11 protein-coding genes are annotated in these 14,279 nt (G+C 66.2%); 9 read left to right on the top strand and 2 right to left on the bottom strand.

The window, feature by feature from the left end; translation table 11 throughout:
- The first annotated feature begins 170 nt into the window (after positions 1–170).
- A complete protein-coding gene (gene map / locus D575_RS0108915) occupies positions 171–956 on the top strand; it encodes a type I methionyl aminopeptidase (RefSeq protein WP_018145571.1) in 786 nt (261 codons plus the stop codon).
- A gap of 58 nt (positions 957–1,014) precedes the next feature.
- Complete coding sequence (glnD, locus tag D575_RS0108910) at positions 1,015–3,690, top strand: [protein-PII] uridylyltransferase (RefSeq protein ID WP_018145570.1); 2,676 nt, start codon at positions 1,015–1,017, stop codon at positions 3,688–3,690.
- Between the two features lie 11 nt (positions 3,691–3,701).
- Here the strand turns inward: glnD and D575_RS0108905 are convergent, their stop codons facing one another.
- On the bottom strand, positions 3,702–4,469 hold the full coding sequence (locus D575_RS0108905) for an OmpA family protein (protein WP_018145569.1): 768 nt from the start codon (positions 4,467–4,469) through the stop codon (positions 3,702–3,704).
- Positions 4,469–5,524 carry a hypothetical protein gene (locus D575_RS0108900; RefSeq protein ID WP_018145568.1) on the bottom strand — a complete coding sequence of 352 codons (1,056 nt, stop codon included), beginning with the start codon at positions 5,522–5,524 and terminating at the stop codon, positions 4,469–4,471. The genes D575_RS0108905 and D575_RS0108900 overlap by 1 nt, the downstream gene beginning before the upstream one ends.
- 391 nt (positions 5,525–5,915) lie before the next feature.
- On the opposite strand from D575_RS0108900, the gene D575_RS0108895 reads away from it, so the two are divergent.
- The 7 genes from D575_RS0108895 to gph all read left to right on the top strand — a co-directional run bounded on the left by D575_RS0108895 (position 5,916) and on the right by gph (position 14,275).
- Positions 5,916–6,776, top strand: coding sequence for a PhnD/SsuA/transferrin family substrate-binding protein (locus D575_RS0108895; RefSeq protein WP_026182100.1), 861 nt, complete (start codon positions 5,916–5,918; stop codon positions 6,774–6,776).
- Positions 6,777–7,095: 319 nt separating this feature from the next.
- On the top strand, positions 7,096–9,888 hold the full coding sequence (locus D575_RS0108890; protein WP_018145566.1) for an EAL domain-containing protein: 2,793 nt from the start codon (positions 7,096–7,098) through the stop codon (positions 9,886–9,888).
- A gap of 108 nt (positions 9,889–9,996) precedes the next feature.
- A complete protein-coding gene (gene wrbA, locus D575_RS0108885; protein WP_018145565.1) occupies positions 9,997–10,617 on the top strand; it encodes an NAD(P)H:quinone oxidoreductase in 621 nt (206 codons plus the stop codon).
- Positions 10,618–10,748: 131 nt separating this feature from the next.
- A complete protein-coding gene (locus tag D575_RS0108880; RefSeq protein WP_018145564.1) occupies positions 10,749–11,141 on the top strand; it encodes a DoxX family protein in 393 nt (130 codons plus the stop codon).
- 82 nt (positions 11,142–11,223) lie between these two features.
- A complete protein-coding gene (locus D575_RS0108875; RefSeq protein ID WP_018145563.1) occupies positions 11,224–12,558 on the top strand; it encodes a TRZ/ATZ family hydrolase in 1,335 nt (444 codons plus the stop codon).
- A 284-nt stretch (positions 12,559–12,842) separates the two neighbouring features.
- Positions 12,843–13,589, top strand: a complete 747-nt coding sequence (gene ubiG / locus D575_RS0108870; RefSeq protein WP_018145562.1) for a bifunctional 2-polyprenyl-6-hydroxyphenol methylase/3-demethylubiquinol 3-O-methyltransferase UbiG — start codon at positions 12,843–12,845, stop codon at positions 13,587–13,589.
- Entirely contained in the window at positions 13,586–14,275 is a 690-nt protein-coding gene (gph, locus tag D575_RS0108865; RefSeq protein WP_018145561.1) for a phosphoglycolate phosphatase, read from the top strand. The genes ubiG and gph overlap by 4 nt, the downstream gene beginning before the upstream one ends.
- The last annotated feature ends 4 nt before the right edge of the window (positions 14,276–14,279 follow it).

The following is a 14,279-nucleotide window of genomic DNA, read 5'->3' as shown; positions in this document are numbered from 1 at the left end:
GGCACCCGACAGATCGTGCCGATGCGTGTGTGGATTAAGGTTTCGGGAGTCGCCCCGCAAAAGGCGGCTTCCGGCCCCGCCGAATTGCCAGCGAGGCGCGCGCTTTATAGCATAGGACACTTACCCGAACCAAACGCCGAGCCCCTCCGGGCGCCGCGGCGGGAGCCCCCATGTCCGTTTCCATCAAGACCCCCGAAGAGATCGAACACATGCGCGTCGCCGGCCGCCTGGCCGCCGAAGTCCTCGAGATGATCGAGCCCCACGTGCAAGCCGGCGTGACCACCGGGGAACTGGACCGGATCTGTCACGACTACATCGTGAACACCCAGGACGCGATCCCGGCCCCACTCAACTATCGCGGCTTCCCAAGGTCGATCTGTACCTCGGTGAACCATCAGGTCTGCCACGGCATCCCGGGGGATCGCAAGCTGAAGAACGGCGATATCCTCAATATCGATATCACCGTGATCAAGGACGGCTTCCACGGCGACACCAGCCGCATGTTCGTGATCGGCAAGGCCGGTATCCAGGCCCAGCGGGTGATCGACGTGGCACGTACCAGCATGTACCTCGGCATCCAGCAGGTTCGCCCGGGCGCAACGCTGGGCGATATCGGCCACGCGATTCAGGTTTACGCCGAGGCACAACGCTGCTCCGTGGTACGCGAGTTCTGCGGCCACGGGATCGGGCGCGGCTTCCACGAGGATCCGCAGGTCCTGCACTATGGCAAGCCCGGCACCGGTATGACCCTGAGAGAAGGCATGTGCTTTACCATCGAGCCGATGATCAATGCCGGCCGCCGCCACACTCGCATCCTGGCGGATGGCTGGACCGCCGTGACCAAGGATCACAGTCCGTCGGCGCAGTGGGAACACACACTGCTGGTCACCGCCGACGGATACGAGATCCTGACCCTGCGCAAGGACGAAACCCCACCGCAGGAGATCGCGGCCTGATCGAAGGCCATCACGCCTGTTCCCCGCCGATTCGAACCGCCCATTCCACGGAGCCCCAATGAATCCTGCGGGCAGCAACCCCGGCGAACTCGACACCCCGGCCTTCACCCCCGGCTGGGGCGAGGACTACCAGCGGCTGAGCCGCAACCCGGGGAATATTGCGCTGTTTCGGGACCGGCGCCGCGCCATCCTGGAACAGCAATACCAGGGCTTTCGCGACGGCATGCCGATCGCCGAGCTGATCCATGGCCACGCCCGGCGCATCGACGAGCTGCTCAAGCTGATCTGGGCCCAGAAGGGCCTCGCGGATGACGACCAGCTATGCCTGATCGCGGTCGGTGGCTATGGCCGCGGCGAACTGCACCCGGCCTCCGATATCGACATCCAGATCATCCTCGAGGGCGAACATGATCCCGCCCTCTTCGACCGGATCAGTGACTTCGTCACGTTCCTCTGGGACATCGGCATCGAGGTCGGGCACAGCGTGCGCAGTATCGACGACTGCACCCGCGAGGCGCGCGACGACATCACCGTCGCGACCAACCTGATCGAGGCCCGCTACCTGGCCGGCCATCTCAGCCTGTTCAACGACTTCCGTGGCGCCATCGAGCCCGACCGCATCTGGGACTCGCGCAGCTTCTATGCCGCCAAGCTGGCCGAACAACAAGCCCGCCATCGGCGTTTTGGCGAGACCGCCTACCGCCTCGAGCCGAACGTCAAGGAAGGCCCCGGCGGCCTGCGCGACATCCAGATGATCGGCTGGGTCACCAAGCGTCATTACGGCGCCGAACGCATCGAGGAGCTGGTATCGCTCGGCTTCCTGCGCGAGGGCGAATTCCGCGAGATGATGGAGGGCCAGAACTTCCTCTGGCGGGTGCGTTTTGCCCTGCACATGCTCGCTGGCCGCCGCGAGGACCGCCTGCTTTTCGATCTGCAGCGCCAGCTGGCCAACACCTTCGGCTTCGTCGACCAGAACCACAACCGGGCGGTCGAGCAGTTCATGCAGCGCTACTTCCGCACCATCAACGATCTCGAACGGCTGAACGAACTGCTGCTGCAGCACTTCAACGAGGCCATCCTCGACGATCCGGAAGCCCTGCAGGACCCCGTACGCATCCACCAGCGTTTCCAGGTCCGGGGCGGCTACCTCGAGGCGGCGCACGATCAGGTCTTCATGATCTATCCGCCGGCGCTGCTGGAGGTCTTCCGCCTGCTCCAGGAACACCCGGAGATCCAGGGCATCCGCGCCTCCACCATCCGCCTGATCCGGGCCCACCGCCACCTGATCGATGGGCACTTCCGCCGCAATCCGGTGTGCCGCGAGCTGTTCATGGACATCCTGCGCGCCCCGCGCGGGATCACCAGCCAGCTGCGCCGCATGAACCGCTACGGCGTGCTGGGCAATTACCTGCCGGCCTTCGGGCGCATCATCGGACGCATGCAGTACGACCTGTTCCACGCCTACACCGTGGACGAGCACACCCTGAACGTGGTGCGCAACGCGCGCCGCCTGGCGCTGCCCGAGTTCGCGCACGAACAGCCCCTGGCGCACCAGATCTACTCCGGACTGGTGCGCCCCGAACGCCTGGTGCTGGCCGCCCTGTTTCACGACATCGCCAAGGGCCGCGGGGGTGATCATTCCGAGCTGGGGGCCCACGATGCCCTGCATTTCTGCCAGCATCACGGCCTGTCGGACGCGGATGCCGGCCTGGTTGCCTGGCTGGTGCGTTCCCACCTGCTGATGTCGCTGACGGCCCAGCGCAAGGACATCTCCGATCCCGAGGTCGTGATGGGTTTCGCCCGCGAGGTGGTCACCCGCGAACGCCTGGACTTTCTCTATCTGCTGACCATTGCCGATATCCGCGGAACCAATCCGGAGCTGTGGAACAGCTGGAAGGATTCCCTGCTCCAAACCCTTTATCACGCCACCCGCAATGTCCTGGACCGGGGTCTGGATACCCCGCCGGACATGGACGAACAGATCCGGCAAACCCGCACCGAGGCACTCGCGTTAATCGAACAACAAGGCTTCGATACCGATCAGGCCCGGAAGTTGTGGGACGAACTGGACGACGAATACTTCCTGCGCCATTCCGCCGACGAGATCGCCTGGCACGGCCGGGCCCTGCTGCCACTCCCCCCGGACGCCCTCCCCCTGATCCTGGTGCGCCCGAAGACCTCGCGCGGGAGCACGGAGATCTTCGTCTACGCCAGCGACCATCCCCGGATCTTCGCGCGCATCACCAGCGCCCTGACCCAGTTGGGACTGGACATCGTGGACGCACGGATCATCACGACTGCAGGCGGCCGCACGCTGGATACCTTTCTGGTTCTCGAAAGCGGCGGGGGCCAGACGGTGGATGCCGGTTATCGCTCCGAAGAGATCCGCCAGAGCCTCGAACGCGAACTCGAACGCGAAGGGACCATCCCCAACCCGGCCTCACGCCAGCTTCCACGCCGCCTCAAGCACTTCGACGTGGATACGCAGATCGAATTCGAACCCGCCGCGGGCGGCCAGGCAACGCGCATGCGGCTGCGCGCTTTGGACCGACCCGGCCTGCTGTCGACCATCGGGCATGTCCTTGCCGAGCAGGGAATCGACGTGCGGACTGCACGCATCGCCACGGCCGGGGAACAGGTCGAGGACAGTTTCCTCCTCAGCCGCCCCGGCCACGCGGCGCTCGACGACGAGGATCAGGCCCACCTGCGCAAGGCCCTGCTCGGCGCCATCTGACGGCAGCCGGGTCAGCGGGCGCGAGCCTCCAGAGGTCGGGGCCCTGCCTCGTCGGACGCCACCCCCGCGCCCAGCAGGCGCGCCTCGAAATCGGTCAGGACACTGAACTCGACTCGGCGGGATGCCCGACGATCCTCCTCGCCGCGCTCGTCCAGCACCCGGCGTGAAGAGGACAACCCCACGGCCGCGACCCGCGAGCGGAACCAGTCCGCCTCCTGCAGGGGCTCTAGCTGATAGGCATATTCCAGCACCGCGCGCGTGCGGCGCTGGCTAAGATCCATGTTTCCGAAATAGGCCTCCAGCGCATCGTCGCTGCCGGCCCACTCGCTGGAGGTGTGGCCCTCGATCCGCACCTCCCGAATGACCTCGGCGAACGGACGCAACTGTGCCGCGTAGCGCGGCATGAAGTCCTCGAGAATCGCCTCGAAGCGCGGCCGGATGCGTGCCGAACTGCGCTCGAACAGGACCTCCGGCTCGCGAAAGCGCAAGGTCAGGCTGTCGCGGTCCAGTTCCGCATTCCAGCGCGGCAAATCCTCGCGAAACTCCTCCTCCAGAACCGAATAGATCGCCGCGCGCAAGGCGGCCGCCTCGTTGCGAACCTCGGTATGCACCGCGCTCTCGCGCTCCACCTGAACCATGTGCAGCAGCGCGAGGAACAGGAAGATCATCATCAGCGCGGCCATCAGGTCCGCCACCGCCAGCCAGTGCGAACCCTGGTCGGCCTCGTTTCCCGCGGCCACACCTTGTCGCCGACGGCGTCGCGCCAACCAGGAAAACATCAGTTACGCCCGCCCGCGGAGGCGATGGCGGCGGAACGTTCCCCACCCCAGCGCGTCTCCGCCGCGAGCCCAGCCTGGACGGCATTCTCGATACTCTCGAGCATCGCCTCCAGCCGTGCGTCCATCGCCGGGAAGGCCTCGGTGGCGCGATCCCGCAGGGCCGCGATGCTCCCCAGCAGGGCCTCCAGTTCCACCGTCTCGCGCCGCAGACTGGAGAGCGTCGATTCCTGGTCCTCCACGTGCCGGGTGATCTGCAAGGCCTGCCCGGTCATGCGCTCCAGGGTCTGCTCGGTCTGTTCGACCCCGGCACGGGCCTGGTCGAAGGCCCGATGCAGGGTGTCCATCTGCTCGCGATACTGATCCTGCCACTCCACCAGGCGAGCGACCGAGTCATCCAGACGCCGGAAGTTCTCGCCAAACTGTTCACCCAGGCGATCGTTGAAATCGTGGATCACCCGCTCCAGCGCTTCTACCAGGTGCCCGCTGCTCATCTCGGTGATGCGCTCGGCCATGCCATCGAGCGCGCCGGTCAGTTCGCGGTGTTGTTGCTCCAGCCGGGCATCCAGGCGCTGATCGAGGGCCCGCACCGCCTCCACTACGGCGAGCGAGGCATCCCGTTGTTGTGCCGCCAGGTGCGCATTATCCAATGGTGCATCCGACGCACCCTCCGCAGACGCTTCGGGGGAGGCCGCCGGTGCGGGTACCATCACCTGAACCATACGCAACACCGCCGCCAGCAAGATGCCCACGATACTGGTCACGAAGGCCAGCTTGAGCCCCTCCAGCAGGGCCGGGATACTGGCCTCCACCCGTCCAGCGTCAAAATCCAGCAGCCCAATGGCGACCCCGAGGAAGGTGCCGAGAATCCCCACGGTGGTCAGCAGCGCGGGCGCCGCTCCCTGCAAGGACTCGGCGCGGCGCAATGCCGTCGCCGTCAACGCCGCCAGGAACAGCCCAAACAGCAACAGCGCGAACAAGCCAATCACGCTTAATGGACTGAGCCCCTGCAACGTGGCCAACAGCGCCTCGGCGACCCGATCGAAAATTCCGGTCATGTGCTTCCTCCGTCCCGCGGCGCCGGTAGCACGCGCGCGGTCGTGCGATTCGTAGGAACCGGATGCAAGCAAAAACAACGCCAGACCTGCCAAAGGCCCACGGAGCGGGGCTTTCAGGCACGACAGGACCGGGCGCGCCACAAGATGACGACGGATTCCCGACACCCACGGACCAGACGGCCAAGCCCAACCAAAGCCCAATCGTCCATTCTTTGACGCCCCGCAACGGGACGAAATCGCCCGCTTGATCCGTCTTACCCAGTGAAGCCCAATAGACGGTGGCTCCATGCCTGCGACGGTCACGCCTGCTGCGAACGTGTCATGCAAGCCCACCGGCCCGCCCCGGCGGCGGCCGGCGCTCGTCTGGCTGGCATTCGCCATCTTGCTCTGGTTGCTGAGTACCCCGGCTCAGGCACAAGCCCCATTGACCTTCGGGATTCAGCCATTTGCCAGCCCGCCAGCGCTGTTCACACGCTACGCGCCCCTGCGCGACTGGCTGGGAACGGAACTCGGCCAGCCGGTACGGCTGGAGTCCGCACGCGACCTGCCGACGCTGCTCGAACGCAGCCGAGAGGGCCGCTACGACTTGATCCTCGTGGCACCGCAGGTAGTGCCGCTCCTCACGGAAAACGGGCCCTACCGCTTACTGGTACGCAGCGAGGAAGAGCTGGCGATGGTCCTCCTGGTGCGGCCCGGGGGTGGCATCGATTCGCTTGCCGGCCTCGCAGGCCGATCCCTGGCAGTCCCGTACAAGGAAAGCCGCGCGGCGACCCTCGCACGCAGCCTGACTGACGCCCAGGACTGGCCCGACCCACCCGGCCCGCCCCGCTACCTGCACTATCACCACAACAGCGCGGCAGTGGCCGCATTCCAACGCGGAATCGCCGATGCCCTGGTCATGATCATCGAAGGCAACGTATTGCCGGTACGACCGGATATGGAAGGCGCCCGCCAACGCCACATGTCGCTGGGCGACGGAAGCCTGGTGCGTATCCTCGCCCAATCCGAACGGTTCCCGGGACTTACCCTTCTGGTACACGAACGTCTGGATCGCGACACCCCGCGATTGCACCATCGCCTGATCACGCTGCAGCAGAGCCCGTCCGGCACAACACTCCTGAGGCACATCGGACACCGCGGATTCATCGAGGCTCATGCCGGCGAGTACGCGGCATTTCAGGGTGCGCTGGATGACCTGGAAGCCAAATTCGATCTCCGGGCCCCCATCCCGGCCGGGAAGCCGACCCCGTAAGTCCAGCCCGCAGCATCCATCACGCCCGCCGCGCGGACGCGGACCGCTCCTGGAGTTTCGGCTTCTCCCCCGCTACCTCGCCATCCACCCACCCCGATGATCACCCCCGACCGCCGTGGCCTTCCCCAAATTTCAAACGGCACGGGCATCCATCGTCCAGTATCGTTAAAATGGTCGGGATCACATCCATTGCCGCACCACGCGGTGACTCTGGCGCGCACGCAACCCGGATTCCATCGATGCCCCTTCCCGGCCCGGCTCCAACCAGCTCTGGCCCCACCCCTGCCGGCATCGCCCCACAGGCGTCGGCGCCCCCCACATGCGCCTGAATTTCGCCTGGCAGATCATCATCGGCACCGTCGCGATCCAGGTCGCGATGGTGGCAGCGCTGATGATCAGCGGCATCTCCCAGGTGCAGCAGAACCAGTCGCAGATGCTGGAACGCTTTGCCGAACAGCAGGGCCGCCTGCTCTCCAGCGCGCTGACCCCCGGCCTGGCCTACGCGGATCCGGCGATGCTGCAGGACCTGCTCGAGCTCGTCGCGGACGACTCCCATGTCCTCTATGCCGTGGTACTCGACGCCCAGGACCAGCCGATGGCGTCGGTGGGCATCTCGCCGGACACCATCCCGGCACGCGCGGACGGCACGCGCACCACGCCCGGGCAGATCGAGATCCTGCGCGACATTGATCTGGCCGGGCAACCGCTCGGGACCCTGGCGGTGGGCTATTCCACCGATGCGATCGACGCCCTGTCCGCTACCCTCCTGCAGCGCAACGTCCTGCTGGCGCTGGGCGTGCTCGTGTTGTCCATGCTGGCCGCGGTGGTCTTCAGCCTGGTTATTACTCGCCGCCTGCGCCTGCTGAACCAGGGCGGCAAGGCGTTGCAGGGCGGCCGTCTGGACCATCGCATCCCGGTGCGGTCGCACGACGAGTTCGGCGACCTCGCGCGCACCTTCAACGATGTCGCCGCCCACCTGGGGTCCACCCAGACCACCCTGGAACAACAGAACCAACAACTGAACCGCTCGGTCGCGCGCCTGGAATCCATGCTCGGCGGCGCCAACGCGATCTTGTGGGAGGCTGACCCGCGCACCCACGAATGGGAGTTCGTGGCCGGCGACGCCCGCCGCCTGCTGGGCTTCCCGGCCCACAACCTGGGCCGGGGCGAGCTGCGCGCCCGGCATATCCACCCGGCCGACCTGCCGCGCGTGCAGAACGCCGCCCGCGAGAGCCGGACCAGCCCGCGCACGGTGGACTACCGCTTCGCCCATCGCGACGGCCAGTGGATCTGGCTGCGAGACATCCTCTCCTGGGCCCGGGACGCGGACGGCCGGGAGAGCCTGCGCGGCCTGACCCTGGATATCACCACCCACCGACGCACCACCGATGCACTGGCGGAAAGCGAGAACCGCTACCGCGACGTGGTGGACCACATCTCCGAGGTCATCTTCCGTACCGATGCCGAAGGCCACTGGACCCTGCTGAATCCAGCCTGGGAGGCCCTGACGGGGTTTAGCGTGGAAGAGACTCTCGGCCGCCCGCTGTGCGACTTTGTAGCCCCCGAGGACCACGACGACGCCCATAGCTTCTGTGCCACCCTCCTCGAGGGCGGCTCCCATTCCCAATCCGAGGAGATCCGTCTGCGCACCCGCGACGGTGACATCCGCTGGGTCAGCATCTACGCCAGTGCCCGCTTCGATGACCACGACCAGGTGACGGCGACCTTCGGCACGATGACCGACATCTCCGATCGCAAGCAGGCCGAGGACGAGATCCGGCGTCTCGCCTTCTTCGACGGGCTGACCCAACTGCCCAATCGCACCCTGCTGCACGACCGGCTGGGTCAGAGTCTCGCCAATACCGAACGCACCCGACTGCATGGCGCGTTGCTGTTCATCGATCTCGACAACTTCAAGGACATCAACGACACCCTCGGCCATGCAGTCGGCGATGACCTGCTACGCCAGGTCGCCGAGCGCATGCTGAACTCCGTGCGCGAGGCGGACACCCTCGCCCGCCTCGGGGGCGACGAGTTCGTCATCATCCTCAATGATCTCCACCCGGACCCGGCACGCGCGGCGACCCAGGCCGAGGCCGTGGGTCGCAAGCTCATCGAGATTCTGCGCGATCCATTCAAGCTGGCGGGACAGAGGCGACACGTAACGCCCAGTATCGGCGCCACACTGTTCAGCGGCCGCAATCTGAGCGTGGAGGAGATCCTCAAGCAGGCGGACCTCGCCATGTACCGGGCCAAGAACGCCGGGCGCAACACTGTGCGCTTCTACGACCCCGAGCTGCACCGTGCCGTCGAGGCCCGATTCGAGCTGGAGAGCGAGCTTCGCCACGCCCTGGATGAGGACGCCTTCAGCGTGCACTACCAGCCACAGGTGAACACGTCGGGCGCAGTCATCGGGGCCGAGATCCTGCTGCGCTGGCAGCATGCCAGCCGCGGAATGATCTCGCCCGCCGAGTTCATCCCCGTGGCAGAACAGACCGGTCTGATTGTCCCGATTGGCCGCAAGGTGCTGCGCGCGGCCTGTGAGCAGCTGGCTGCCTGGAAACACCAGCCCGCCTTTCGGGACCTCACCCTGTCGGTCAACGTCAGCGCGCGCCAATTCCGGCACAAGTACTTCGTGCGCAATCTGGCCGAGACGCTCGAGGCTACCGGCGCACCGGGGCACCGCCTGAAGCTGGAGCTGACCGAGAGCATGCTGCTTGAAAACGTGGAGACCGTCATTGCCCACATCGAGGAATTGCGGAGCTTCGGAATCGAGTTCTCCCTGGACGACTTTGGGACCGGCTACTCCTCTCTCGCCTACCTCAAGCGACTGCCCCTCGCTCAGCTGAAGATCGATCAGTCCTTCGTACGCGACGTCCTGGACGATCCCAACGATGCCGCGATCGCCCAGATGGTGGTCAACCTGGCTCACACCCTCGACCTGGACGTCATCGCCGAAGGTGTGGAGAACGACCAGCAGCGGGCCTTCCTGTTCGGCCTCGGCTGCCGCCACTTTCAGGGCTACCTGTACGGCCACCCCGACACGCTGGCAGAACTTGAGGCCCTGGTACTGCGCCAGAGCGGCAACGGAAACGCCACAACCCACCCCTAACCATTCGTATTATCCGAATCGTTGGAGCCGTTTTTCGCCATTTTCATTCGTATAAATCGGATCTAAGGTAGCGGGTATTGCAACCTAGCCAACCAGAGGCGACCCGCCATGAGCACCAAGATCCTGATCCTGTACTACTCCACCTGGGGCCACATCGAGCAGATGGCCGAAGCTGTTGCCCGCGGCGCCCGTGAGGTCCCGGAGACCGAAGTCACGATCAAGCGCGTCCCCGAGCTGATGCCGGAAGACGTGGCCCGCAATGCCGGCGCCAAGCTCGACCAGGCCGCCCCCATCGCCAAGCCCGAAGAACTGGCGGACTACGACGCGATCATCATCGGCACCCCTACCCGCTTCGGCCGGATGGCCGCGCAGATGGCCAACTTCCTCGATCAGACCGGTGCCCTGTGGTTCGGCGACAAGCTGGTCGGCAAGGTCGGGAGCGTGTTCAGTTCCACCGCCTCGCAACACGGCGGCCAGGAGACCACCCTGGTCTCGACCATCGTGAACCTGCTGCACTACGGTATGACCGTGGTTGGTCTACCCTACACCGAGAAGCGCCTGCTCGATGTCAGCGAGGTCTGCGGCGGCACCCCCTACGGGGCGACCACGCTGGCCGACGGCGACGGCTCGCGCCAACCGAGCGAAAACGAACTGGGCATGGCCGCCTTTCAGGGGCGTCACGTCGCCGAGGTCGCCCGGGCCCAGCGTCTGGGGCGCAACGCCGGCTGACCCGCCACAGGTACATCCCAAAGGGGCGCATGCCCTGGCTGGATGTTGCCCGGGGACAAACCCGGTCGGGCACAGGCCCGACCGTAGCGACTGGGGACATCGATCCGCAGCACGACAAGGAGAGGATGGCAATGGACAACACGCTAGACGACAGTGGCAAGCTCGTACTCCGCCTGGCCCTCGGGATCATGATCCTGCTGCACGGCATCGCCAAGCTGACTGGCGGGATCAGCGGCATCGAAAGCATGGTTACCAACGCCGGACTCCCGGCGATCCTCGCCTATGGCGTCTACATCGGCGAGATCCTCGCCCCGATCCTCGTCATCATCGGCCTGTATTCGCGCATCGGCGCGGTGATTATCGCCATCAACATGCTCTTCGCCATCGCGCTCGCCCACACCCACGAGGTCTTCCTGCTCACCGGCACCGGCGGCTGGGCCCTCGAGCTGCAGGGCATGTTCCTGTTCACGGCCATCGCCCTGGCACTGACCGGTCCGGGCCGCCTGGCGATTAATCGCTGGTAGTCCCGGCCGTTTCCCGGGGCGGCGCAATGCCGCCCCTTTCGGGTACCATGCGCGACCCTGGCCCCCGCGCAGACATACCGCCATGCACAACGCCCAGACGCTGATCCTCGGCGCCCCGCAGATCCTCCCGGTCATTCCCCGCGACACCATCCTGCGGGAGCACGCCCTGGTGATTCGTAACGGCGTGATCGAAGCCATCGAGCCGCAAGCCACCGCTCGCGCAAACCATCCCGACGCCGAGTACCGGGACCACCCCGGACAGGTCCTGATCCCGGGCCTGGTGAACGCCCATACGCATTCCGGCATGAGCCTCCTGCGCGGCATCGGCAGCGACCACACATTGATGGATTGGCTCAAGCGCTATATCTGGCCGGCCGAGGGCAAGCTGCTCTCCCCCGAATTCGTACGCGCAGGCACCCGCCTCTCCATAGCCGAGATGCTGCGCGGGGGCACGACGTGCTTCAGTGACATGTACCTGTTTGTGGACGATGCGGCCCGGGTGGTCGACGAGACCGGCATCCGCGCCTCGCTGGGCCTCACCGTGTTCGACTTCCCAACGCCCTGGGCCAGCACGGCAGACGAATACTTCCAGCGCGGCGCGGACGTCGTCGCGAACTGGGGGCACCATGACCGCATCACCTTCAATGTCGCCCCGCACGCGCCATACACCGTGGGGGATACAAGCCTGGAGCGCGTGGCGGCCCGTGCCCGCGAACTGAACGTGCCCATCCACATGCATGTTCACGAGACGGCCAGCGAGGTCGCCGACGCCCTGCGCGACCAGGGCGAACGACCATTGGCCCGCCTCGCACGCCTTGGCATGCTGGACCAGCCCTTCATCGCGGTGCACATGACCCAGGTAGACGATACCGATCTGGATCTGCTGCGCGAACGCCCGGTCTCCATCGCCCACTGCCCGGAATCCAATCTGAAACTCGCCTCCGGCTTCTGCCCGGTCACGCGGTTACAGGCCGCCGGCATCAACATCGCCCTCGGGACCGACGGCACTGCCTCCAACAACGATCTCGACATGATCGGCGAGATGCGCACCGCGGCACTGCTGGCCAAGGGGGTCAGTGGCGATGCCGCCGCCCTGCCCGCCACCGCCGCGCTGGAAATGGCGACGCTGGGGAGTGCCAAAGCCCTGGGACTCGCGGATCGGATCGGCTCCCTGGAGCCCGGCAAGCAGGCCGATGTGGTCGCAGTAGACCTGCAGGCGCTGGAACTGCAACCGGCGCACGACCCCAGTGCACAGATCGTTTACGCCGCCACCCGCGATGCCGTGCGCGATGTCTACGTGGCCGGACGGCCGTTGCTACGCGACCGCGAACTGCTTACGCTGAACTCGCAGGATCTCCACGCCGAAGCCGAGTACTGGCGCATCCGGGTGCTGGAAACCCAGCAGCCCACTGCCTGAGGGAAACACTGATCAATGTACACGCTCGCGTTGGTACCCCAGGTTTTCCAAGACAAGGCGCGGTGCGCAGCCGATAGTTGTTCGACCGGCAAGGGCCGCAACGCAGGATCGGGGAACCTGGGGTGCCAACCCCGAGGGGCTCGGCCGCTTTTGCGCGGGAACGGCGTTGCGGTTCCTTTGTGCAGAATGACTGCACGGCAGTCACCGCGCCTTGTTCGCACGCAACAGCGACTCGAGCGCGAACGTGTACATTAATCAGTGTTTCCCTGAGCGAGACAGACGCCATGAGCCCCGAACCCCTCTCCCAAACTTCTGCGCACGCAAACGTCGATAGCGCCGAGATCCACAAATTCACCCATCGGGCCCACGAATGGTGGGACCCGAAGGGCCCCTTCGCCACGTTGCACGCGATCAACCCGTTGCGCCTCGAATGGATCGACGGCCAGGCCGATCTCGCCGGCAAGAAGGTGCTGGATGTAGGCTGCGGCGCCGGCATCCTCTCCGAGGCAATGGCGGTTCGCGGCGCTCAGGTCACCGCGCTGGACGCCGGCGCCGAACACCTGGAGGTGGCGCGCGAACATGCGGTGGAGGCAGGGCTTGAGATCCACTACCTGCACACCACCGCCGAGGCGCACGCCGAACGTCACGCCGGCGACTACGACGTGGTGACCTGCCTGGAGATGCTGGAACACGTGCCCGATCCGGATGCCGTCATCGACGCCCTTGCAAAGCTCGTGCGCCCCGGCGGCTGGCTGTTCCTGTCCACCATCAACCGAACTCCGCGCGCCTTTGCCGAGGCCATCGTGGGGGCCGAATACGTGTTGCACATGCTGCCCACCGGCACCCATGAGTACGGCCGCTTCATCCGTCCCTCCGAACTGGGCACCGCCCTGCGCCGCCACGGGTTCGAGGTCACCGCGATGACCGGCCTGACCTATTCGCCCCTGAGCGGGCGTTATCGCCTGGTCGCCCGCACCGACGTGAACTACCTGATGGCCGCCCGCCGCGACGAAGCCGGCCCCGACGAATGACCCGCGAACTCGGATCGGTCCTGTTCGACCTCGACGGGACCCTGCTGGACACCGCTCCCGACATGCATGCGGCCCTGGTCACCCTGATGGCCGAACACGACCGTGCGCCGCTGGCGTTCGAGGTCGTGCGTAACTTTGTCTCCCACGGGTCCCGGGCCCTGGTGGATCTCGCCTTCCCGGACGCCGATCCCGCCTTCGCGGAGCATCTCAAGAAGCGCTACCTGGAGATCTACGCCCGCGACCTGTGCCGGACCACCGCCCTGTTTCCCGGACTCGCAGAGCTGCTGGACGCCTGCGAGGCCCGCGGCTGGTCCGTCGGCGTGGTGACCAACAAGCCGGGCTGGCTGACCGATCCACTGCTGGAGGCCCTCGGGCTGCATGCGCGCATGGCAGCCGTCGTCAGCGGCGATACCCTGCCCCAGCGCAAACCCGCCCCGGAACCCATGTGGCTGGCCGCCCGGCAGACTGGCCTGCCGCCGGAACGCCACTGCTACTGGGGCGATGCAGAACGCGACATCGCGGCCGGACGGGCCGCCGGCATGCCCACCCTGATCGCCAACTGGGGCTACATCGACGCCAACCAGCGTCCGGATCAATGGGGCGCCGATGCCGCCCTGGAACAGCCGAACGACTTCTGGGCCTGGTACGCCGACGGAGCCGCCACGGAGCCCGGGCTTGCGCGCTGAATCC

It is taken from the genome of Thioalkalivibrio sp. AKL6, from assembly GCF_000376905.1.
GTDB classification, from domain to species: Bacteria; Pseudomonadota; Gammaproteobacteria; order Ectothiorhodospirales; family Ectothiorhodospiraceae; genus Thioalkalivibrio; species Thioalkalivibrio versutus.
The sequence above is the reverse complement of the archived record's forward strand: the minus strand, read 5'-3'. Positions and strand labels throughout refer to the sequence as shown.

What these genes read in the sequence shown, in the direction of transcription:
- map (WP_018145571.1), top strand. Translation starts at nt 171, where the DNA reads ATGTCCGTTTCCATCAAGACCCCCGAAGAGATCGAACACATGCGCGTC.
- glnD (WP_018145570.1), top strand. Translation starts at nt 1,015, where the DNA reads ATGAATCCTGCGGGCAGCAACCCCGGCGAACTCGACACCCCGGCCTTC.
- D575_RS0108905 (WP_018145569.1), bottom strand. Translation starts at nt 4,469, where the DNA reads ATGTTTTCCTGGTTGGCGCGACGCCGTCGGCGACAAGGTGTGGCCGCG.
- D575_RS0108900 (WP_018145568.1), bottom strand. Translation starts at nt 5,524, where the DNA reads ATGACCGGAATTTTCGATCGGGTCGCCGAGGCGCTGTTGGCCACGTTG.
- D575_RS0108890 (WP_018145566.1), top strand. Translation starts at nt 7,096, where the DNA reads ATGCGCCTGAATTTCGCCTGGCAGATCATCATCGGCACCGTCGCGATC.
- wrbA (WP_018145565.1), top strand. Translation starts at nt 9,997, where the DNA reads ATGAGCACCAAGATCCTGATCCTGTACTACTCCACCTGGGGCCACATC.
- D575_RS0108880 (WP_018145564.1), top strand. Translation starts at nt 10,749, where the DNA reads ATGGACAACACGCTAGACGACAGTGGCAAGCTCGTACTCCGCCTGGCC.
- D575_RS0108875 (WP_018145563.1), top strand. Translation starts at nt 11,224, where the DNA reads ATGCACAACGCCCAGACGCTGATCCTCGGCGCCCCGCAGATCCTCCCG.
- ubiG (WP_018145562.1), top strand. Translation starts at nt 12,843, where the DNA reads ATGAGCCCCGAACCCCTCTCCCAAACTTCTGCGCACGCAAACGTCGAT.
- gph (WP_018145561.1), top strand. Translation starts at nt 13,586, where the DNA reads ATGACCCGCGAACTCGGATCGGTCCTGTTCGACCTCGACGGGACCCTG.